The sequence below is a fragment of the Actinomadura sp. WAC 06369 genome (assembly GCF_003947565.1).
Classification (GTDB): Bacteria; Actinomycetota; Actinomycetes; order Streptosporangiales; family Streptosporangiaceae; genus Spirillospora; species Spirillospora rifamycini.
Genome location: NZ_QHJN01000002.1, coordinates 7,266 through 31,321, shown reverse-complemented (window position 1 = coordinate 31,321; position 24,056 = coordinate 7,266). Strand labels below are relative to the sequence as shown.

Sequence of the window (24,056 nt, the reverse complement as noted above, 5' to 3'; positions counted from 1 at the left end):
TCAGGTGGTGAGGCCCCGGCCTTCGAACTCGTCGGCGATCGCGGCGAACTCGTCCAGTTCGTCCTGGCTGAGTTCGGTGAGCGGGAAGTCGGACGGAGTGTGGCCGCCGCTGCGGGGGTCGGCGGCGTGGGCGGCGAGGCCGCGCAGCATGGCGGACCAGCCGGCGGCGAGGGCGTCCACGTCGGTCCGGTCGAGGACGCCGGCGGGGGCGACGAGGGTGAGGGCGAGGCGGGGCCCGCCGGGCGCGTCGTGGACGGCGGCGGTGGCGTCGAGGGCGTGCGCGACGGCGGTGCCGGCGGCGGCTCCGCCGTCGAGCAGTTCCCCCTGCCACGGTTCGGGGCGCGCCGCGCCGGGCGGGACGGCGGGGAGGCGGCCGAGATGCGTGAAGCCGATCTGCGGGGCGGGCAGCGCGGCGAGGACCGGGGCGGTCGCCGGGTTGAGGTGGCGCAGCATGCCGTGGCCGAGGCCGTCGCCGGGGACGGCGCGCAGCCGCTCCTTGACGCGTTTGAGCAGGATCCCGGCGGCGAGGCCGCCCGCGCGGACCTCGGCGGGGTCCACCGCGCCGGGGTCGAGCCGGACGGGGCGGGCGGCGGTGAACCAGCCGACGGTGCGGGCGACGTCGACGCCGGGCGCGATCGGGTCGCGGCCGTGCCCCTCGACGCTCACCGGCAGCCCGCCGGCGAGGGCGCCGCCGCGCGCCCGCCGCCATTCGGCGACGGCCGCGACGAGGCCCGCCAGCAGGACGTCGTCGACGGTGGCGTGGAACGCGGCGGGGACGCGGTCGAGCAGCGCGGCGGCCGTCCCGCCGGTGACGGCCGCGGACGCGGTGCGGAGCCCGGCGGCGACCGTGTCGCGGGCCGGGTCGGGGCGGCGGGCGCCGAGCACCGGGTCGGGCCCGGCGAGCAGGTCGCGCCAGGCGGGCAGCTCGTCGACGCGGGCCTGGCCCGCCGCCTGCGCGGCGAGGCGCCGCGCCCAGGCGCGGAACGGGGTCCCGGCCGGGGGGAGCGGGGCGTCCGGGTCGCGGTGGGCGGCGGCGAGGTCGGGCACCAGCACCCGCCACGACACGCCGTCCACCACGAGGTGGTGCGCGACGAGCAGCAGCCGGCCGGGTTCGCGGGGCCCGGCGTCCAGCCGGACGGCGCGCAGCATGACGCCCGCCTCGGGGTCGAGGTCGCGGGCGGCGCGCGCGGCCTCCCGTTCGGCGACGTCCCGCCACGGGACGGGCCCCGGCCCGGACACGTCGACGCGGGGGACGCGGACGGCGGCGCCGGGCGGCGGGACCGTCAGGACCCGGTCGCCCGCGGCGGTGCGGCGGAGGCGGGCCCGCAGCATGTCGTGGTGGTCGAGGACGGCGCGGACGGCGGCCTCGATCCGGTCGTGGCCGGCGTCCGGCGGGAGCGTCACGAGCATCGCCTGGCTGAGCGGGCCGGTCAGGTCGGCGCGTCCGGCCATCTCCAGCATCGCGGGCGTGAGGGGGACGTCGCCGTAGGGGCCGTCGTCGGGGTCCGGGCCGCCGGCGGTCTCGGCGGCGTCGGCGCGGCCGGCGACGCTCGCGAGGGCGGCGGGGGTGCGGTGCTCGAACACCTGCCGGGCGGACAGCGCGAGGCCCGCGCGGCGGGCCCGCGCCACCACCAGCATCGAGGTGATGGAGTCGCCGCCGAGCGCGAAGAACGAGTCCTCGGCGCCGACCGCGTCGAGGCCGAGGACGTCGGCGAACAGCCCGCACAGCAGCTCCTCGGCGGGGGTCGCGGGACCGCGCCCGGTCGCCGCCGCGGCGGCGGGGGCGGGCAGCGCCGCGCGGTCCACTTTGCCGTTCGCGGTCACCGGGATCTCGTCCAGCGGGACCACCTCGGCGGGGACCATGTACTCGGGGAGCCGCGCGGCGGCGAACGCGCGCAGCGCCGCGGGATCGGGGGCGGCGCCCGGGGCCGCGACGACGTAGCCGACGAGGCGGCGGGCGCCCGGCCGGTCCTCGCGGACCACGACCGTCGCGCGGGCGACGTCGTCGTGCGCGCCGAGCACGGACTCCACCTCGGCGGGCTCGATGCGGAACCCGCGGATCTTCACCTGGCCGTCCGCGCGGCCCGCGAACCGCAGCACCCCGTTGGCGCCCCAGCTCGCGAGGTCGCCGGTGCGGTAGACGCGCTCGCCGGGCCCGGCGTGCGGGCACGCGACGAACCGTTCGGCGGTGAGCGCGGGACGCCCGGCGTAGCCGCGCGCCACCCCGGCGCCCGCGATGTACAGCTCGCCCACCACGCCCGGCGGGACCGGGCGCAGGAACTCGTCCAGGACGTACGCGCGGGCGTTGTCCATCGGGAACCCGAGCGGCACCGCCGCGGGGACGCCCTCGCTCGCGGTGTAGGCGACCTGGGCGGTGAACGCGGTCGTCTCCGTCGGCCCGTAGGTGGTGCGCACGACGAGCCCGGGGTGGGCCTCCAGCAGCGCGCGGACGGCGGTGGCGGAGACGACGTCGCCGCCGGTCGACACCTCCCGCACGCCCGCGAACATCCACGGCGCCTGGTCGGCGAGCGCGGCGAACAGCCCGGCGGTGACGTGCACGTTCGTGACGCGGTGCGCGGCGATGAGGCGGGCACGTTCGGCGGCGTCGACGCGGCCGGGCGGCGCGACGACGAGGCGCCCGCCGTGCAGCAGCGGCGTCCAGATCTCGTAGGTGGACGCGTCGAACGCGTGGTTGGCGTGCACGAGGACGCTCTCGACGACGTCGTCGCGCCACGCCTCGTCCAGGCAGAACGCGACGACGTTCGCGTGGGTGACGGCCACGCCCTTCGGCGCGCCGGTCGACCCCGACGTGTACATCACGTACGCGAGGCCCTGCGGCGGCACCCGGCGGGCCGGTCCGCGCACGTCCGGGCCGGGGGCGTCCGGGCCGGGGGCGTCCGGTGGCTCGGCGGCGGGGTCGAACGCGTCGGCGTCGGTGAGGACGACCGACACGCCGGCCTCCTCGATGATCGCGCGGCGGCGCTCCTCCGGGTGGGCGGGGTCCAGCGGCAGGTAGGCGGCGCCCGCCTTCAGGACGCCCAGCAGCACGGGCACCAGCTCCGCCGAGCGTTCCCGGACGACGCCGACGAGGTCGTGGGGGCGGACGCCGCGGCGGACCAGCGCGCGCGCCACCGCGTCGGCGCGGGCGTCCAGGTCGGCGTACGTCCACGTCACGTCCGTCCCGGACGCGTCGGGGCCGGCGACGGCGACCGCGCCGGGCGTCCGCGCGGCCTGCGCCTCGAACAGGTCCACGAGGGACGCGTCGGGGACGGGCCGGGCGGTGTCGTTCCACCCGTGCAGGACGGTTCGGCGCTCCTCGGGCGTCAGCACGTCCACGTCCGCGACGCGGGCGAGCGGGTCGGCGGCCGTCTGCTCCAGCACCCGCACCAGGCGGTCCAGCAGCGCCCACGCGGCGCGCTCGTCGAACAGGTCCGGCCGGTAGTCGAGCCGCAGCTCCAGCTCGTCGTCGCCGGGGGTGACCACGAGGGTGAGCGGGTAGTGGGACGCGTCCTCGCCGCCGCCCCCGCCGACGTCGAGCCCGTCGAGGCGGAGCGGCCCGTCCGGGTTCCGCGGGTAGTTCTGGTGGACGATGAGGGTGTCGAACACCGCGCCGTCCCCGGCGGCGCGGCGGATCTCCGTCAGCCCGAGGTGCTGGTGGTCGAGCAGCGCGGACTGGGCGGCCTGCAGGCGGGTCAGGGTCCCGGCGAGGGTGTCGCCGGGGGCGGCGGCGACGCGGACCGGCACGGTGTTGATGAACAGGCCGACCATGCGCTCCACGCCCGGCAGCTCCATCGGCCGCCCGGAGACGATCGCGCCGAACACGACGTCGGAACGCCCGGTGAGCTGCCCGACCAGCAGCCCCCACGCCGCCTGCGTCACCGTGTTCAGGGTGACGCCGAGGCCGCGGGCGACCCGGCGCAGCCGCGCCGCGAGGTCCCCGCCGAGCCGGGTCGCGGCGCGCGCCGGAAGCGGCGCCCCGCCCGGACCCGCGGCCGGGGCCGTGCCGGCGGCGCCGTCCGCGCCCGCGCCGTGCGCGGGGCCGACGAGGGTCGGGCCGGGCAGGCCCGCGAGCTCCCGCCGCCACGCGTCCCGGGCGGCGCCGCGGTCCCGGCCGCCCAGCCACACCAGGTAGTCCCGGAAGGACGTCACGGGCGGCAGCCCCGACGGGTCGCCGCCCGCCGCGTACACCCGCGACAGCTCCTCGAACAGCACCGGCAGCGACCAGCCGTCCATGATCAGGTGGTGCAGGGTGAGCACCATGCGGTACCGGCCGGGGCCGAGCCGCACCAGCAGCAGCCGCAGCAGCGGCGGCACCTCCGGATCGAACCGCCGGGCGCGTTCCGCGGCCGCCAGCTCGGCCGCCGCGGCCTCGGCGTCCGCCGGCGCGAGCGCCGACAGGTCCCGCTCGTCCCACGGCAGCGCCACCCCGGCGGCGACGAGCTGCACCGGGTCGCCCGTGCCGCGCCGCTGGAACCCGGCGCGCAGCACCGCGTGCCGGTCCAGCAGCGCCTGCCAGGACGCCCGCAGCACCGCCGGGTCCAGGTCGCCGGTCAGCCCGACCACGCCCTGCACGACGTACACGTCGCGGGCGCCGCCGCGCCCCCCGCCCGGCCCGTCCCCGTGCCCGGCGTCCCCGTGCCCGGCTTCGTGCCCGGCGTCGTAGCCGGCGTGGAACAGCAGGCCCTCCTGCAGCGGCGAAAGCGGCCACACGTCCTCGATCCGCGGCTGGCTCACTGCGCATTCCTCTCCGCGAGCTTGATCTGGAACTCGTCGATCTCGTCCTGGTCGAGCGTCACCAGCGGGAAGTCCGACGGGGTGCGGGCGGTGCCGGGCGCGGCGTCGTGCGCGGCCAGCCCGGCGAGCAGGTCCGCCCACGCCCCGGCCAGCTCGTCCAGGTCGGCCCGGTCCAGCAGCCCCACCGGGGACGCGAGCGTCAGCGTCAGCTCCGGCCCGGACGGACGGTCGAGCACCACGGCGCCCGCCTCCAGCGCGTGCAGCACCGCCATCGCGGGATCGGCGGCGCCGCCCACCGCGCCGTCCTCGACCGGCCGCCAGTGACCGTCCGCGCCGCCCGTGCCGTCCGCGTCCGCGGCGGTGAAGCGGCCCATGTAGTTGAACCCGATCTGGGGTTCGGGCAGGCCGGCCAGCTCCCGGGCCGCCGCGGGGTGCAGGCGGCGCAGCATCCCGTGCCCGAGGCCGTCGCCCGGCACCTCCCGGAGCTGCTCCTTGATCCGCTTGACGAGGGCGCCCGCCGCCGGGCCGCCCGCGCGCACGTCCGCGCCGTCCGGCTCGCCCGGGTCGAGCCGGACCGGGTGCGAGCCGGTGAACCAGCCGACCGTCCGGGTCAGGTCCGCCCCGGGCGTCAGCGGCACCCGCCCGTGACCCTCCACGTCGACGAGGACGGCGGACGCGGCCCGGCCGCGGGCGCGCCGCCACTCGGCGACGGCGGCGGCGAGCCCGGCCAGCAGCACGTCGTCGACGCCCGCGTGGAAGGCCGCAGGGACGCGCGTCAGCAGCGCGCCCGTCACCGGCGCCGCGAGCCGCCGCTCCGTCTCGTGCAGGCCCGCGCCGATCGTGTCCCGCGCCGGGTCCAGCGGCCGGGACCCGAGCGGCGGCTCGGACACCGACCGGATCCGCCGCCACACCGGCAGCTCCCCGGCGCGCCCGGCCGCGCCCGCCGCCAGGTCCAGCGCCCAGCGGCGGAACGACGTCCCGGCGGGCTGCGGGTCCGGTGCGCGGCCCTCGGCGAGGGCGGTGCAGGCGGCGGCCAGGTCGGGCACGAGCACCCGCCACGACACACCATCCACCGCCAGGTGGTGGACGACGAGCAGCAGCCGTCCGGGCGCGTCCGGTCCCGCGTCGAACCACACGGCCTGGAGCAGGTTCCCCGCCCGCGCGTCGAGCCGGTCCACGGCCTCCCGGGACGGCCCGGCGATCGCGTCGGCGAGCGCGCGCCCGTCCAGGCCGGCGACGTCGACGCGCCGCACGCGGTCCTCCGCCCGCACCGTCCCGCGCCCCGGCACCAGCAGGCTCGGGACGCCGCCGGACGCGGGCACGTCCAGCCGGGCCCGCAGCACGTCGTGGCGGTCGAGGAGCGCCCGCACGCCGCCGGTCACCACGTCCCGCCGCAGGCCGGGCGGCACCGACAGCAGCATCGACTGGCAGAACCCGCCCGCGAGCGCCGCCGGGCCCGACCGTTCGGCGAGGTCCAGCATCACCGGGGTCAGCGGGACCCGCCCAGTCGGCTCGTCCGGCTCCGCCGCGCCGCCCGCGTCCGCGCCGGGGGCGGCGCCGACGTCGGCGGCGACCCGGGCCAGCGCCGCCGCGGTGCGCTGCTCGAAGACCTGCCGCGGGGTGAGGGCCAGCCCGTCCCGCCGCGCCCGCGCCACCACCAGCATCGACATGATCGAGTCGCCGCCGAGCGCGAAGAACGAGTCGTCCGCGCCCACCCGCTCCAGGCCGAGGACCTGCGCGAACAGCCGGCACAGCAGCTCCTCGCGCGGCCCCGCCGGGGCCCGCCCGGTGGCGAGGCCCGCGAAGTCGGGGGCGGGCAGCGCCGCCCGGTCCAGCTTCCCGTGCGCGGTCACCGGGATCGCGTCCACCTCGATCACCGCGGCCGGCGTCATGTGGTCGGGCAGCCGCGCCGCGACGTGCTCGCGCAGCGCCGCCGCGCCGGCCCCGCCCGGCGACGCCGGCACCACGTACGCGACGAGCCGCTTCACGCCGCCGTCCGTCCGGACGACCACCGCCGCGCGGTCCACGCCCGGATGCCCCGCCAGGACCGCCTCGATCTCCCCCGGCTCCACCCGGAACCCGCGGATCTTCACCTGCTCGTCGGCGCGGCCCGCGAACACCAGCTCCCCGCCGCCGGACCACCGCGCCAGGTCGCCCGTCCGGTACATCCGCTCCCCGGGACGGCCGAACGGGCACGCCGCGAACCGTTCCGCCGTCAGGACGGGGCGGCGCACGTAGCCGCGGGTCACGCCGGCGCCCGACACGTACACCTCGCCGACGACGCCGGGCGGCACCGGCCGCAGGAACCCGTCGAGCACGTGGACCCGCACGTTCGCGATCGGCCCGCCCACCGGGACCGGCTCCGGGACGCTGCCCGGGACGCCGTCCGGCGGGGCCGTCCAGCAGGTGACGTCGACCGACGCCTCGGTGGGCCCGTACTCGTTGTGGAACGCGCGGCCCGGCGCCCACCGCCGCACCAGCTCCGGCGTGCACTCCTCGCCCGCCGTCACGATCGTCCGGATGCCGCGCACCGCCGGGGACTCCGCCGCGTCCGCCAGCGACTCCAGCACCGACGGCGTGAACGTCGCCGCCGTCACCGACAGCTCCGCCAGCTCCGCCGCGAGGTCCGCCGCGCGCCGCGCCACGCACAGCGTCGCGCCGCACGTCAGCGCCCCGTAAATCTCCGACACCGACGTGTCGAACGACACCGCGGCGAACTGCAGCACCCGCTCCCCCGGCCCCCAGCCGTAGGCGTCCGCCCGCCACGTCACGTAGTTCACGACGCCCCGGTGCGGCACCGCCACGCCCTTCGGGGCGCCGGTGGACCCGGACGTGTAGATGACGTACGCGGGATGCGCGGGCCGCAGCGGCGCCGCCCGCTCCGCGTCGGCGGGCGCCGTCGCGGGACGGGACGCCAGCACCGCCGCCGTCGCCGGGTCGTCCCACACGATCCGGTCGGCGCCCGCCGCCCCCGCCGCGCCGGCGGTGGCGGACGTGCAGACCACCACGGCGGGACGCGCGTCCGACAGCGTGAACGCGATCCGCTCCGCCGGGTACCCCGGGTCGACCGGCACGTACGCGGCGCCCGCCTTCATCACGCCGAGCAGCACCGCGTACAGGTCCGCCGTCCGCTCCATCACGACCCCGACGAGGTCCTCCGGGCCGACGCCCCGCGCGATCAGCTCGTGCGCGACCCGGTTGGCGCGCGCGTCCAGTTCCGCGTACGTCCACTCCGTCTCGCCGTCGTCCAGCGCGGCCGCGTCCGGGGTGCGGGCCACCTGCGCCTCGAACAGGTCCGGCAGCGTCCCGTCCGGGACGGGACGGCCGGTGTCGTTCCACGCGTGCAGGACCCGGCGGCGCTCGTCCCCGGTCAGCGCCTCCAGCGCCGCGACCCGCGTCGCCGGGTCGTCCGCCACCTGCGCCAGCAGCCGCGCCAGCCGCCCCGCCACCGCCCGGACGGTCTCCTCGTCGAACGCCTCGGGCCGGTACTCCAGCCGGAGCTCGGTCCCGGCGCCGGGCGCCGGCGTCACGACCAGCGTCATCGGGTAGTGCGCGGAGTCCTCGCCGCCCGCCCACGCCACGTCGCGGCCCGCGAGCCGCGGCGGGGACGCCGGGAAGTTCTGGTAGACGACGAGCGTGTCGAAGGAGGCGCCGGGCCCGGCGAGGCGCTGGATCTCCGCGAGCCCGAGATGCTGGTGCGCCATCAGCGCCGACTGCCGCTCCTGAAGCGCGGCCAGCACCTCCACCGTCGGACGCCCGGGGTCCAATTCGACCCGGACGGGCACGGTGTTGATGAACAGTCCCAGCATCCGCTCCACACCGGGAAGCTCGGCAGGACGACCCGACACCGTCGCGCCGAACACCACGTCCCGGCGACCGGCCATGACGCCCACGAGCACCGCCCACATGCCCTGGAACACCGTGTTCGGCGTGAGCCCGTGCTCCCGGGCGACGTCCTGAAGACGCGCGGCGAGGCCCGCGTCCAGGTGGGTGACGACGTGCCGTACGGGGGTGTGGACGGCCCCCGGTTCGACCGGGCCCGCCAGCGTCGGCTCGTCCGCCCCCGCCAGCTCCCGCCGCCACGCTTCCCGGGCCGCCTCCCGGTCCTGGCGGCGCAGCCACGCCAGGTAGTCGAGGTAGGGCGCCACCGGCGGCAGGACGCCGGGCCCCGCGTCGCCGCCCGCCGCGTACACCCGCGACAGCTCCCGGAACAGCAGCGGCAGCGACCAGCCGTCCAGCACGATGTGGTGCTGGGTGACCACGAGCCGGTGCCGCTCCGCGGCGAGCCGCACCAGGACGAGCCGCAGCAGCGGCGGCGCGGCCACGTCGAACCCCCGCGCCCGCTCGTCGTCCGCGATCCGCTCCGCGCGGGTCTCCGCGTCTGCGTCCGCGAGCCCCGACAGGTCGACCTCGCGCCACGGCAGCGCGAGCCCGTCCGCGACGGCCTGCACGTGCCCGTCCCGTCCGTCCGGACGCAGGAACGCGACCCGCAGGTTGGCGTGCCGGTCCAGCAGGGCCTGCCACGACGCCCGCAGCACGGCGGCGTCCAGCGGGCCGGTGAACTCCAGCGAACGCTGCCACACGTAGACGTCCCCGGCGGCCCCGTCGTATCCGGCGTGGAAGAGCAGTCCCTCCTGGAGGGGCGACAGCGGCCACACGTCGGCCAGCGTCGGGACGGCGGCCTGCAGTTCGTCGACCTGGTCCTGGTCCAGGTTCACGAGGGGGAAGTCGGAGGGGGTGTGCCCGCCGGCGGACGGGTCGGCGGCGTGCGCGGCCAGGCCGCCGAGCATCGCCGCCCAGCGCCCGGCCAGGTCGTCCAGCGCCGCCGCGTCCACGAGCCCGGCCGGCGCCGCGAGCGACAGCGCGAGCTCCGGCCCCCCGGGCCGGTCGAGCACGACGCCGCCCGCCTCCAGCGCGTGCCCGAACGCCATCGCCGGACCGGCGGACCCGCCCAGCGCCGCCTCCCCGGCGGGTCTCCACCCGGCACCGTCCCCGGCACCGTCCCCGGCCGCCGCAAAGCGGCCCATGTAGTTGAAGCCGATCTGGGCGGCGGGCAGGTCCGCCAAGACCGGGGCGGTGTCCGGGTTCAGGTGCCGCAGCATCCCGTAACCGAGACCGTCGACCGGGACGTTCCGCACCTGCTCCTTCACCCGCTTGACCAGCACCCCGGCGTCTGTCCCGCCTGCCCGCACCCGCGCCGGATCGACGCCGGAGGCGTCCAGCCGAACCGGATGGGACGCCGTGAACCACCCCACCGTCCGCGACAGATCCATGCCCGGCGCCAACGCCTCACGACCGTGCCGCTCGACGTCCACCAAAAACTGCGCGGACGCGCCCTCCCCGGACCACTCGGCCACCGCCGCCGCCAACCCCGCCAGCAGCACCTCGTCCACACCCGCGTGGAACACCACCGCGACCCGCCGCAGCAGCGCCGAGGCGACCTCGCCGGGGACGGTCACGGCGGCGCGGTTCTCACCGGCCGCGACGGTGTCCGACGCCGGATCCAGCGGGCGGTCCCCGATCAGCGGTTCGGGACGGTCGAGGACGCGCCTCCACTCGGGCAGCTCACCGACCCGCGCCCCGCTCCGCGACAGGGCCGCCAGTTCCCGCGCCCAGCGCCGGAACGACGTCCCCACCGGCTCCAAGCCGCCCGGATCGGCGTACGCCGCCGCGAGGTCGGGCAGCAGCACCCGCCACGACACGCCATCCACCACCAGGTGATGCACCACCAGCAGCAACCGCCCCGGCGCGTCCCGCCCCGCGTCGAACCAGACCGCCCGCACCATCGCCCCGGCCCGCGGGTCGAGGCGCGCGGCCTCGCGCTCCACCAGGTCATCGAGCGCCGAACCGTCCGGCGCGGGCGTCCGGACGCGCCGCAGCGGGACCTCGGTGCCGCCCGGCGGCGGAACGTCCAGCTCCCAGGTACCGTCCTGCGACCGCCGCAGCCTCGCGCGGAGCATGTCGTGGTGATCCACGACGGCGCGCAGCGCCGCCCCCAGGCGGTTCTGGTTCAGGCCCGGCGGCACGATCGCCAGCATCGACTGGCCGAACGGCCCGGACAGCGCCGCGGCCCCCGACCGTTCGAGCACGTCGAGCATCACGGGCGTCAGCGGCACGGCCCCCGTGCCCCGCTCGACCGGTTCGTCCACCCGTCCCGACTCGGCCGCCCGCGCCAGCGCGGCGGGCGTGCGCAACTCGAACACCTGCCGCGCGGAGAGCAGCAGCCCCGCCCGGCGGGCCCGCGACACGACCAGCATCGACATGATCGAGTCGCCGCCGAGCGCGAAGAACGAATCCTCCGCACCGACCCGTTCCAGGCCGAGCACATCGGCGAACACCTCGCAGAGCAGCTCCTCGTCCGGCGTCGCAGCCGCGCGCCCCGAGGACGCCCCCGCGAACGCGGGCGCGGGGAGGGCACTCCTGTCGAGCTTGCCGTTGCGGGTGACGGGGATGGCCTCCAGGGAGACGAACGCGGCCGGGACCATGTAGTCGGGGAGCTTGGCGGCGGCGAACTCCCGCAGCGTCGACTCGTCCGCGTCGCCGACGATGTACGCGACGAGCCGCTTGACGCCCGGCTGATCCTCGCGGGCGATGACGGCGGCCTGGACGACGTTCTCGTGGGCCGCGAGCACCACCTCGACCTCGGCCGGCTCGATCCGGAAGCCCCGGATCTTCACCTGCTCGTCGGCACGCCCCTCGAACACCAGATTTCCGTCCGGCGTCCACCGGGCCAGGTCACCCGTCCGGTACATGCGGGGCGAGCCGCCGAAGGGGTTGGCGACGAACCGCTCCGCCGTCAGTACGGGACGTCCGACGTAGCCGCGCGCGAGCCCTTCGCCCGCGATGTACAGCTCCCCGACCATGCCGGGGGGTGCCGGGCGTAAGAACTCGTCGAGAACGTACATCCGGGTGTTGTCCAGCGGACGACCGATCGGCACCGCCGCCGGGACGTCGTCGCCGGACCTGTACGGAACGTGCGTCGCGAACGCCGTCGTCTCCGTCGGCCCGTAGGTCGAACGGACCACCAGATCGGGGTGCGCCTCCAGGAGGTTGCGGATCGCGGTGGACGACACGACGTCACCACCGGTCGACACCTCACGAACACCCGCGAAGATTTCCGGCGACTGCTCTGCCAGCACCCGGAACAGGCCGGCCGTCGCGTGCACGTTCGTCACGCCGTGCTCGGCGATCAACGCACCACGTTCCGCCGCATCCACCTTGCCGGGCGGAGCGATCACCAACCGACCGCCGCGCAGGAGCGGAGCCCAGATCTCGTACGTCGACGCATCGAACGCATGGTTCGCCTGCATCAGGACGCATTCCACGACGTCATCGCGCCACGCCGTGTCCAGCGCGAACGCCGCGACGTTGCCGTGCGTGACCGCGACACCCTTCGGGACCCCCGTCGAACCGGAGGTGTACATGACGTACGCCAGATCGTCCGGCGAAACGACCACACCGGGAGCGTGCTCGAACGGCTGGAACGCGTCGTCGTCCGTCAGCACGACCGAGATCCCGGCTTCCGCGACGATCGACGCCACACGGTCCGCCGGGTGCGAGACGTCCAACGGGACGTATGCTGCACCGGCCTTCAGCACCCCCAGCAACGTCGCGACCAAGTCCGCAGACCGCTGCATCCGCACACCCACCAGCGACCCACGACCCACACCACGGCCACTCAAACCACGCGCGACACCGTTCGCCCAGGTGTCCAGCTCCGCGAACGTCCGCTCCACACCGTCCGCGATCACGGCAACGGCGTCGGGAGTCCGAGACGCCTGCGCCTCGAACAGCTCGACCAGCGAACCGGCCGGCACCGGACGCGCCGTCGCGTTCCACTCCTCCACCACCAGTCGGCGCTCGTCGCCCGACAGCAGTTCGAGGTTCCGGACGCGAAGGTGCGGGTCGGTCGCCACCTGCTCCAGCACGCGCGTCACGCGGTCGAGCAAGGCTCGGGCCGTCGCCTCGTCGAACACGTCCGGCCGGTAGTCCAGCCGCAGTTCACCGTCCTGCGGCATCACGCCGAGGATCAGCGGGTAGTGCGCCGCGTCGCGTGCGTGGACGCCGGTGACGTCGAGGCCGGACGGGCCGGACGGCAGGTCGGCCTCGGGGAAGTTCTCGTACACGAGGAGCGTGTCGAAGGAAGCGCCGGGCCCGGCGAGGCGCTGGATCTCCGCGAGCCCGAGATGCTGGTGCGCCATCAGCGCCGACTGCCGCTCCTGAAGCCCCGCCAGCATCTCCGCCATCGGGCGCCCCGGGTCCAGCTCCACCCGGACCGGCACCGTGTTGATGAACAACCCCAGCATCCGCTCCACACCGGGAAGCTCGGCAGGACGACCCGACACCGTCGCGCCGAACACCACGTCCCGGCGACCGGCCAGAACCCCCACGACCGAAGCCCACGCTCCCTGGACGATCGTGTTCAGCGTCAGGCCGTGCTCTCGAGCGACGTCCCGCAACCCCTGCACGAGACCGCCGCCGAACGGCGCGACCAGGTGGTCGGGGTCCTGCTCGCCCGCGTCGGACGGCGCGACGCGCGTCGGCTCGGCGGTCCCCGCGAGTTCGGCCGTCCATGCCGTCCGTGCCGCGTCCGCGTCCTGGCGGCCGAGCCACGCCAGGTAGTCGCGGTAGGACGTCGCCGGGGGCAGGACGCTCGCGTCGCCGCCCGCCGCGTACACCTGCGACAACTCCTGGAAGAGGATCGGCAGCGACCACCCGTCGAGGACGATGTGGTGCATCGTCAGCACCATGCGGTGCCGGTTCTCCGCCAGCTTCAGCAGCAGGACGCGCAGCAGCGGCGGCTCCGCCATGTCGAGCCGCCGAGCGTGCTCGCGTGCGGCGAGGCGGTCCGCCTCCGCGTCGGCTCCGTCCCCGAGGCGCGTCAGGTCCCGCACGCCCCACGGCACGGACACGTCCCGCATGATCACCTGGACGGGACGCGCCCCGGTCGGCTGCCGGAACCCCGCGCGCAGACCGGGATGCCGGTCGAGCAGCGCCTGCCACGACGCGCGCAGGACGTCCGCGTCCACGGGACCCGCCAGGTCGAGCGAACGCTGCTCGACGTAGACGTCGCGGGCCCGCGCGTCGTATCCGGCGTGGAAGAGCAGTCCCTCCTGGAGGGGCGACAGCGGCCACACGTCGGTCAGCGAGGGCGCGGCGTTCTGGAGTTCGTCGACCTGGTCCTGGTCCAGGTTCACGAGGGGGAAGTCGGAGGGGGTGTGCCCGCCGGCGGACGGGTCGGCGGCGTGCGCGGCCAGGCCGCCGAGCATCGCCGCCCAGCGCCCGGCCAGCTCGTCGAGCGTCCGGCGGGCGATCCGCGCACCGGGCCCGCTCAGCCTGAGGACGAGCTCCGGCCCGCCGGGAAGGTCGTGGACGATCGCCTCGGCGTCGAGGACGTGCGGAGGCGGGCCGTCGGCACCGCCGACGCCGTCGAGCCCCGCGCCCATCGGAAGCCACGCGCCTTCGGCGGCGGCGAAGCGGCCGAGGTAGTTGAAGCCGATCTGGGCGGCGGGCAGACCCGCAAGCGCCGGGGCGGTGTCGGGGTTCAGGTGCCGCAGCATCCCGTAACCGAGGCCATCGGCCGGGACGTTCCGCACCTGCTCCTTCACCCGCTTGACCAGTACCCCGGCGTCGGTCCCGCCTGCCCGCACCCGCGCCGGATCGACGCCGGAGGCGTCCAGCCGAACCGGATGGGACGCCGTGAACCACCCCACCGTCCGCGACAGATCCATGCCCGGCGCCAACGCCTCACGACCATGCCGCTCGACGTCCACCAAAAACTGCGCGGACGCGCCCTCCCCGGACCACTCGACCACCGCCGCCGCCAACCCCGCCAGCAGCACCTCGTCCACACCCGCGTGGAACACCACCGCGACCCGCCGCAGCAGCGCCGAGGCGACCTCCACAGGCACGGTGACATTGACCTGCGGAACCTCGTCGCCGGTCCCGGCGTCCGGTTTCGCGATCTCCAGGGCGGGGCCGTCCAGGATCCGCGTCCACTCCGGCAACTCCCCTGCCCGGACCGGACTCACGGCCTGCTCGGCGAGTTCCCGCGCCCAGCGCCCGAACGACGTCCCCACCGGCTCCAGCCCGCTCGGATCGGCGTACGCCGCCGCGAGGTCGGGCAGCAGCACCCGCCACGACACGCCATCCACCACCAGGTGATGCACCACCAGCAGCAACCGCCCCGGCGCATCGGGGCCCGCGTCAAGCCACACCACCCGCACCATCGCCCCGGCCCGCGGATCCAGGTGATCGGCTTCGCGCTCCGCGAGTTCGCCGAGCGCCGCGTCGTCCAGCCCCGCCGCGGACACTCGCCGGACGAGGTCGCGGGCCGGCGTCGCCTCACCCGAGCCCACGGGCGGCACGACCAGGTGCCAGGACCCGCCGCCGGGATCCGCCTCCAGCCGGGCGCGGAGCATGTCGTGACGGTCGAGGACCGCCCGCACCGCCGCCACGAGCCGTTCCTCCGACAGCCCGGCCGGAACGCTCACCCGCATCGACTGGCCGACTCTCGCGGCAGGTCCGAGCGTCCGCGACCGTGCGGCCAGCTCCAGCATCACCGGGGTCGGCGGAACCGGGCCGCTCCCCATGTCCGGGGCCTCGCCGCGGCCGTCCGGGCGGGCCCGCACCGCCGCCGCCGCGAGCGCGGCCGGCGTCCGGTGCTCGAACACCTGCCGCACGGACACCACCAGCCCCGCCCGGCGGGCCCGCGACACGACCAGCATCGAGGTGATCGAGTCGCCGCCGAGCGCGAAGAACGAATCGTCGGCACCGACCCGTTCCAGGCCGAGCACGTCGGCGAACAGTTCGCAGAGCAGTTCCTCGTCCGGCGTCGCAGCCGCGCGCCCCGAGGACGCCCCCGCGAACGCGGGTGCAGAGAGGGCAGCGCGGTCGAGCTTGCCGTTGCGGGTGACGGGGATGGCGTCCAGGGAGACGAACGCCGCCGGGACCATGTAGTCGGGCAAGCGCGCGTTCGTGAACTCTCGCAGCGTCGTCTCGTCCGCGTCGCCGACGATGTAGGCGACGAGGCGCTTGATTCCTGGTTGGTCTTCGCGGGCGATGACGGCGGCCTGGACGACGTTCTCGTGGGCCGCCAGAACAGTTTCGACCTCGGCCGGTTCGATCCGGAAACCGCGGATCTTCACCTGCTCGTCGGCACGTCCCTCGAACATTAACTGCCCGTCGGGCGTCCACCGGGCCAGGTCACCCGTCCGGTACATGCGGCCGGAACCGCCGAAGGGGTTGGCGACGAAACGCTCCGCCGTCAGGACGGGACGTCCGACGTAGCCGCGCGCCACGCCTTCGCCCGCGATGTACAACTCCCCCACCACGCCCGGCGGAACCGGATGCAGGAACTCGTCCAAGACGAAGACCCGGGTGTTGTCCAGCGGACGACCGATCGGCACGGCAGCCGGAACCTCGTCACCGTTCGCGAAGGGAACGTGAGTGGCGAACGCCGTCGTCTCCGTCGGCCCGTAGGTCGAACGGACCACCAGGTCAGGGTGCGCCTCCAGGAGGTTACGGATCGCGGACGACGACACCACGTCACCACCGGTCGACACCTCACGAACACCCGCGAAGATCTCCGGGGACTGCTCGGCCAGCACCCGGAACAAGCCGGCCGTGGCGTGCACGTTCGTCACGCCGTGATCGGCGATCAGCGCCCCACGCTCGACCGCGTCCACCTTGCCGGGCGGAGCGATCACCAACCGACCACCGTGCAGGAGCGGAGCCCAGATTTCGTACGTCGACGCATCGAACGCATGGTTCGCCTGCACCAACACGCATTCCACGACATCGTCACGCCACGCTCTGTCCAGCGCGAACGCGGCGACGTTGCCGTGCGTGACGGCGACACCCTTCGGCTCTCCGCTCGAACCGGAGGTGTACATGACGTACGCCAGGTCGTCCGGGGAGACGGCTACGCCGGGAGCGTGCTCGAACGGCTCGAACACATCGTCGTCACCGACCACGACCGAGATCCCGGCTTCCGCCACGATCGACGCCAGCCGCTCCTCCGGATGCGAAACGTCCAACGGAACGTACGCCGCCCCGGCCTTCAACACACCCAGCAACGTCGCAACCAAGTCCGCAGACCGCTGCATCCGCACACCCACCAGCGACCCACGACCCACACCACGACCCGCCAAACCACGCGCGACACCGTTCGCCCGCGCGTCCAACTCCGCGAACGTCCACGACACACCACCATCGACCACCGCGACCGCGCCCGGAGTCCGAGACGCCTGCGCCTCGAACAGCTCCACCAGCGAACCACCCGGCACCGGACGACCCGTCGCGTTCCACCCCTCCACCACCAGCCGACGCTCGTCCACCGACAGCACATCGAGGCCGCTCACCCGCACGTCCGGATCCGCCGCGACCTGCTCCAGCACCCGCACCAAACGCTCCGACAACGCCCGCACCGTCGACTCGTCGAACAGGTCGGCCGCGTACTCGATGCCGCCGGTGAGGCCGCCGGGGGTTCCGGTTCCGTCTCGGCGTTCGGCGAGGGTGACGGCGAGGTCGAACTTGGCGGGCAGCGGGACGGCGGGCAGCGGCCGGACGTGCAGGCCCGGCAGGTCCCAGTTCGCGGCCGGGGCGTTGTCGAGGGTGAGCATCACCTGGAACAGCGGGTGCCGCGCCAGCGAACGCACCGGGTTCAGGTCCTCCACCAGCCGCTCGAACGGGACGTCCTGATGCGCGAACGCCGCCAGGTCGGTCTCACGCACGCGGGCCAGCAGCTCGGCGAACGACGGGTCGCCGCCGACGTCCGTCCGCAGGACCAGCGTGTTGAGGAAGAATCCGACCACGCCCGCGAGGGCCGTGTCGGCGCGGCCCGCGATGGGGGTGCCGAGGGGGACGTCGGTGCCCGCCCCCATCCGCGACAGCAGCATCGCTAGGGCGGCCTGGGCCGCCATGAAGAGGGTGCCGCCGTTGCGGCGGGCCGCGTCGGCGAGGGCGGCGTGGACGTGCGGTTCCACCGACAGCGGCACGAGGCCGCCGCGGAAGGACGACCGGGCGGGGCGCGGCCGGTCGGCGGGCAGGGCGAGTTCCTCCGGCAGCCCGGCGAGGGCGCCGCGCCAGTGGCGGAGCTGGTCGGCGATCACGCTGCCGGGGTCGTCGGGGTCGCCGAGCGCCTCCCGCTGCCACAGGGCGTAGTCGGCGTACTGGACGGGCAGGGGCGGCAGGTCGGGGGCGCGGTCCGCCCTCCGGGCGGTGTACGCCGTCCGCAGGTCCCGGGCGAGGACGTCCAGGGACCAGGCGTCCATCGCGACGTGGTGGGCGGTGACGACGAGCACGGCCTCCGTGGGGGACGACGTCAGCAGCAGCGCCCGCCACGGCAGTTCGCGGGCGAGGTCGAAGCCGCGCGCGACCTCCGCGGCGACGGCGTCCGCGACGCCGTCCGCGGCGACGGGGGCGACGGCCAGCCGGGGGCGGCCCGCGGGGCCGTGCAGGATCTCCTGGCGGGCGTCGCCGTCATGGTCGGGGAAGATCGTGCGGAGGGTCTCGTGCCGGTCCGCGACGTCGCCGAGCGCCGCTTCCAGCGCCGCGGCGTCCAGGTCGCCGGACAGCCGCAGCGCGACGGGCACGGCGTAGCCGGCGCCCACGCCGGACTCCTCCAGCCGGTTCAGGAACCACATCCGCCGCTGCGCGTACGACGGCGGTACGACGTCGGGACGTTCGCGGGCGGTGAGGGGCGCGAGTTCGGCGGGGGCGCGGTCGGCGGCGAGCCGCCGGGCCACGCCGGCGACGGTCGGCGCCGCGAACAGGTCCCGGATGGCGATCTCGGCGTCCATGACGGCGCGGATCCGCGCGATGAGCCACATGGCCTGCAGCGAGTCGCCGCCGAGCGCGAAGAACGACTCGTCGGCGCCGACCCGGTCGACGGCGAGGACCTCGGCGAACAGCCCGCACAGCACCTCCTCGGCGGGCGTCGCGGGGGCGCGGCGCCCGGCGCGGCCGTCCCGTTCGCGGCCGTCCCGTTCGGGGGCGGGCGGGGCGGTCGCGCCGGCGGGGCCCGCGTCGACGAGGTCGCCGCCGGTCGTCCAGCGCGCCAGGCGGCCCGTGCGGTACATGCGGCCGGACGTGTAGGGGCAGGCGACGATGCGGGCGGCGGTCGGCGCGGGGCGGCCCGCGAACTCGCGGACCGCGTCCGCGACGTACAGGTCGCCGGTCACGCCGGGCGGGACCGGGCGGAGGAAGCCGTCCAGCACGAACACCGCGGTGGTGCCGGTGGGGCGTGCCGTCGGCGGGACGTCCGGGGCGGCCAGCGGGCCGTCCGCCGCCATGAGCCGCGCCGGGTCGACCCGCGCGGCGGCCTCGGCCAGGGCCCGGCGCGTCAGGACGGCGCCCCGGGGGCGGCCCGTCTCCCCGGCCGGGTAGACGACGCACGCCGCGAGGTCCGCGGGGAGCGGGACGTCCGGGGCGGCGGGCGCCCCGGCGGTCAGGCCGTCCCACACCAGCGGTTCGGCGCGGTCCCCGAGGAGGGGCGTCGCGGCGCGGCGGCACACCGCGGCCGCGGGCGCCGCGTCGCGCAGCACCGCCGCGATCTCGGCCGCCGGACGGGCCGGGTCGATCGGCACGTACGCGGCCCCGGCCCGCAGGACGCCGAGCGCGGCGGCCGCGAGGTCCGGTGAGCGTTCCAGCACGACGGCGACGCGGTCCTCCGGGCCGACGCCGCGGGCGGCCAGCGCGTGCGCCAGCCGGTTCGCGCGCGCGTCGAGGTCCGCGTCCGCGGGGAGGACGTCGGCCGCGTCGGCGTCCGGGGTCCGCGCGGCCCGCTCCGCGCACGCGTCCGGCAGCGGGCGCGCCGGGGCGGGGCGGCCGCCGCCGTTCCAGTCGGACAGGACGGCGCGCCGTTCGGCGGGGGTGAGGACGTCGAGGACGGCGAGGGGGCGGCCGGAGTCGGCCGCGAACCCGTCCAGGATCCGCAGCAGCCGCCCGAGGAGCGCGTCGGCGGTCGCGGCGTCGAACACGTCGGGCCGGTACTCCAGGCGCAGCACCGGCGGGTCGCCGGGGAGGAGCGCCAGGCTGAGCGGGTAGTGCGCGACGGACGTCTCCGTCGCCTGCCCGGTGACGGGCAGCCCGCCGGGCTCCGGGGCGGCGTCCGGGTAGTCCTGCGACACCACGATGGTGTCGAACGCGGCGCCCGGTCCGGCCGCCCGCTGGACGTCGGCCAGCCCCAGATGCTGGTGCGCGATCAGCCCGGACCGCTGGTCCCGCAGGTCGGCGAGCAGGTCCGCGGCGGGCCGCGCGGGGTCGAGGCGGGCGCGCACCGGGACGGTGTTCATGAACAGCCCGACCATCTCCTCGACGCCCGGCAGCTCCGGGGGGCGTCCCGCCACCGTGGTGCCGAACACGACGTCGTCGCGTCCGGTGAGGGCGCCGACCAGCACCGCCCACGCCCCGAGGACCACCGTGTTCAGGGTGAGCCCGTGCCGCCGGGCGAGCGCGTGCAGCGCGTCGGCGAGGGCCGCGTCCACGGCGGCGCGGGCGTGCCGGGGCGGGACGTCCGGGGCGGCGTCCGCGCCCTCGGGCGCGACCCACGTCGGCTCGGTCGTCCCGTCCAGCGCGCGCCGCCACGCCGCGCGCGCCGCGTCGCGGTCCTGCCGGGCGAGCCAGGCCAGGTGGTCGCCGAACGGCCGCGCCGGGGGCAGCGCGGAGGCGTCGCCGCCGGCCGCGTAGACGGCCGACAGCTCCCTGAGCAGGATCGGGACGGACCATCCGTCGACGACGATGTGGTGCAGGGTGAGGACGGCGCGGTGCCGGCCGGCGCCGAGCCGCAGCAGCGTCATCCGGGCGAGCGGCGGCGCCGCCAGGTCGAAGCGGCGGCCGAGGTCGGCGGCGGCGATCCGGTCCGCCTCCCGCGCCGCCGCGCCGGGCGGCCGACCGGTCAGATCGACCACCGCGAACGGTGCCGTCACGCGCCGCTCGACCGCCTGCACGGCGCGTCCCGTCCCCGGGAGCCGCCGTACGCCCGCGCGCAGGCCGGGGTGCCGGTTCAGCACCGCCTCGAAGGACGTGCGCAGCAGCTCCGCGTCGAGGTCCCCCGCCAGGTCGACGACGGTCTGCACCAGGTAGACGTCACGGGCCCGCTCGTCGTAGCTGGCGTGGAACAGCAGGCCCTGCTGCAGCGGCGACAGCGGCCAGGCGTCGACGACGTCCGGGCCGAGTCCGGCGAGCTCCTCGGCGGTGAGCGGCGCGGGCGCGCCCGAACCGGTTCCGTCCCGCTCGGGCGCGTCCTCCCCCGCCTCCGCCGCCGCCGCGAGACGGGCCGGGGTGCCGTGCTCGAAGACCTGCGCCAGCGTGATCGGGACGCCGGCGCGCCGCGCCCGCGTCACCACCCGCATCGCCATGATCGAGTCGCCGCCGAGCGCGACGAACGCGTCGTCCGCGCCGACCTCCGCGAGCCCCAGCACCTCGGCGAACACGCCGCACAGCGCGGTCTCGGCGGGGGTGGCGGGCGCGCGTCCCCGCGCCGGGGCCGCCGCGTCCGGTGCGGGCAGCGCCGCGCGGTCCAGCTTGCCGTTCGCCGTCACCGGCAGCGCGTCCACGATCACCACGGCGCTCGGCACCATGTACTCCGGCAGGCGCCCGGCCGCGTGCTCCAGCAGCGCCGCCTCCGTCACGCCGGCCGCGTCCCCGGCGGGCACCGCGTACCCGACGAGCCGCCGCGCCCCGGGACGGTCCTCCCGGGCCAGCACCACGGCCTCCCGGACCCCCGGATGGCCCGCCAGCGCCGCCTCCACCTCGCCCGGCTCGATCCGGAAACCGCGGATCTTCACCTGGTCGTCGTTGCGGCCCTCGTAGAGGACGGCGCCGTCCGCGGTCCAGCGGGCGCGGTCGCCGGTGCGGTACATCCGCCCGCCGCGCCCGTCCGGGCCGGGGAACGGGCACGCCACGAAACGCTCCGCCGTCAGCGCGGACCGGCCCGCGTACCCCCGGGCGAGCTGCACGCCCGCCAGGTACAGCTCGCCCGGCACGCCGGGCGGCACCGGCCGCAGGAACTCGTCCAGCACGTACACGCGGGTGTTCCACACCGGACGGCCGATCGGCACGACGTCCGCGTGGACGTCCGGGGCGCACGTCCACGCCGTCACCTCCACCGCCGCCTCCGTCGGCCCGTAGAGGTTCAGCAGCGGCAGCGGCAGCCGCCGGTGGAACAGCTCCACCAGGTCCGGCGGCAGCGCCTCCCCGCTGGCCAGCACCCGCCGCAGGCTCCGGCACCGGCCCGCGACCCGCTCGTCCAGCAGGAACGCCCGCAGCATCGGCGGGACGAAGTGGACGACGGTGACGCCCTCCCGCTCGATCAGCCCGGCGAGGTAGGCGGGGTCGCGGTGCCCGCCGGGACGGGCCACGACCAGCCGGGCGCCCGCCAGCAGCGTGCCGAAGAACTCCGGCACCGACACGTCGAAGCTCATCGGCGTCTTCTGCATCACCCGGTCGCCGGGCGTCAGCCCGTGGACGGCCTGCAGCCACGCCAGCCGGTTCGCGATCGACGCGTGCGCCACCTCCACCCCCTTCGGGGCGCCGGTCGACCCGGACGTGTAGATCACGTAGGCGGGGTGGGCGGGGCGCAGCGGCGCGGCGCGGTCGGCGTCGACCGGCGCCGCCGGGGACCGGGCCGCCAGCGCGGCCCGCACGCCCGGATCGTCCAGCACCAGCGTGGCGGCGCCCGCCACCGCCGGCGCCGTGCCGCCCGTGCACACCACCACGGCCGGGGACGAGCTCCGCAGCAGCAGCGCCGTCCGCTCCGGCGGCGCCGACGGGTCGAGCGGCACGTAGGCGGCGCCCGCCTTGACGACCGCCAGCAGCGCCACGACCAGCTCCGCCGACCGTTCCAGCGCCACCCCCACCCGGCGCTCCGGGCCGACGCCCCGGGCGATCAGCTCGCGGGCCAGCCGGTTCGCGCGCGCGTCCAGCTCGGCGTACGTCAGCGAGCGGCCCTCGAACACCACCGCGACCGCGTCCGGCGTCCGCGCGACCTGCGCCTCGACCAGCTCCGGGAGGGTCCGGTCCGGGAGCGGGCGCGCGGTGTCGTTCCATTCCGCCAGCACGCGGCGCGCCGTGCGCTCCTGGAGCAGGTCGACGTCTCCGGCGCGGGCGCCGCGGGCCAGCGCCGCGAGGAAGCCCGCGAACGCGGGACCGTCGGCGGCGCGGTCGCCGCCGTCCGCCGCGCACCGCACCCGCAGGCCGCCGCCCGCCGCGTCGCCGCGCACCACGAGCGACAGCTCGCCGGGCGGCCCCGCGGCGAGCTCGCGGGAGACCGCGGGCACGCCCGCGAAGTCCAGCTCCCGGCCGTCCAGGACGACGTCCACGACGGGGCCGAAGAACGGCCGTCCGCCCACCGGCCAGCGCAGCTCCCGGCGCAGGTCCTCGCCGCGGTACCGGCCGTGCGCGGCGGCCTCCCGCAGCGGGCCCGCCAGCCGCGCCGCCAGCTCCGGCAGCGTCGCCGCCGGGTCCACGTGCGCGCGGACCGGCAGCACGTTCACCGCCGCGACCGGCGCCGCCGCCGCGACCGGCCCCGCACGCCCCGGCAGGCAGACGCCGAACACCACGTCACGCACCCCGCCGCGCCGCGCCAGGAACGCCGCCGCGGCGGCGACCAGCACCGTCTCCGGCCCGGCACCGCACCGTTCCCCGATCTCCCGAACACGTGCCTCCACCGCCGCCGACGCGACCGGAACCGACACCGACGCGACCGGGGCGGTCGGCGAAGAGGGTCGTCCAGTGCTCGCGGTCGCGGGTGCGGTCGGGCGAGTCGCGGTAGGCGTCCTCCTCGGCGAGGACGTCCGCCGGTGCGGGGAACGGGGACGGCGGTGCGGGCGTCCCCTCGGTGAGCGCCGTGTAGATGCGGGCCGCCCGCCGTTCGAGCGGCGGCACGGCGTGGCAGTCGAGGAGGACCGGGTCGTAGCGCTGGTACCACAGGCAGCGGTCGCCGGCCGTGCGCAGGACGGCCTGGGCGAGCGGGCCCGCGGGCGCGGACCGCTCGGCCTCCGTCCACGCGCGGGCCGCCGCGTCGGGGTCGGCCTCGTCGCGCAGGTCGACGACGGGCACCTCCGGCCCGTCCGGCGGCGGGACGAGCCGGGGCCCGTCGCGCGTCTCGCGGACGGCGGCGTGCAGGCCCGCCTCCACGACCGCCGCGCGGACCGCGTCCGCGAGGCGGCCGGCGTCCACCGGCCCGGCGATCTCGACCAGGGCGGCGACGTGGTGCGCGGCGCCCGGCGCGCCGAGCCGCCTCCCGAGCCAGACGTCGTACTGGGCCGCGGTCAGGCGGCGGCCGTGCATGCCTTCAGTCATCGGTGATGCCCTCATCT

Annotated in this window: 3 protein-coding genes; all 3 read right to left on the bottom strand. The window is 76.8% G+C overall.

Going from position 1 to position 24,056, the window contains the following annotated elements; translation table 11 throughout:
* The 3 genes from DMH08_RS01365 to DMH08_RS01355 are packed head-to-tail and all read right to left on the bottom strand — an operon-like array spanning nt 1 to nt 24,039.
* The gene (locus DMH08_RS01365) at nt 1-4,734 is read right to left on the bottom strand and encodes a non-ribosomal peptide synthetase (protein WP_125611119.1); all 4,734 of its coding nucleotides are present in this window, start codon (nt 4,732-4,734) and stop codon (nt 1-3) included.
* Nucleotides 4,731-23,405 carry a non-ribosomal peptide synthetase gene (locus tag DMH08_RS01360; RefSeq protein ID WP_158642232.1) on the bottom strand — a complete coding sequence of 6,225 codons (18,675 nt, stop codon included), beginning with the start codon at nt 23,403-23,405 and terminating at the stop codon, nt 4,731-4,733. The genes DMH08_RS01365 and DMH08_RS01360 overlap by 4 nt, the downstream gene beginning before the upstream one ends.
* Nucleotides 23,299-24,039 (bottom strand): hypothetical protein, encoded by a 741-nt coding sequence (locus tag DMH08_RS01355; RefSeq protein ID WP_158642231.1) that lies wholly within the window; start codon nt 24,037-24,039, stop codon nt 23,299-23,301. The genes DMH08_RS01360 and DMH08_RS01355 overlap by 107 nt, the downstream gene beginning before the upstream one ends.
* Between the last annotated feature and the right edge of the window lie 17 nt (nt 24,040-24,056).

Coding starts and splice junctions, on each gene's coding strand:
- DMH08_RS01355 (WP_158642231.1), bottom strand. CDS start 24,039: ATGACTGAAGGCATGCACGGCCGCCGCCTGACCGCGGCCCAGTACGAC.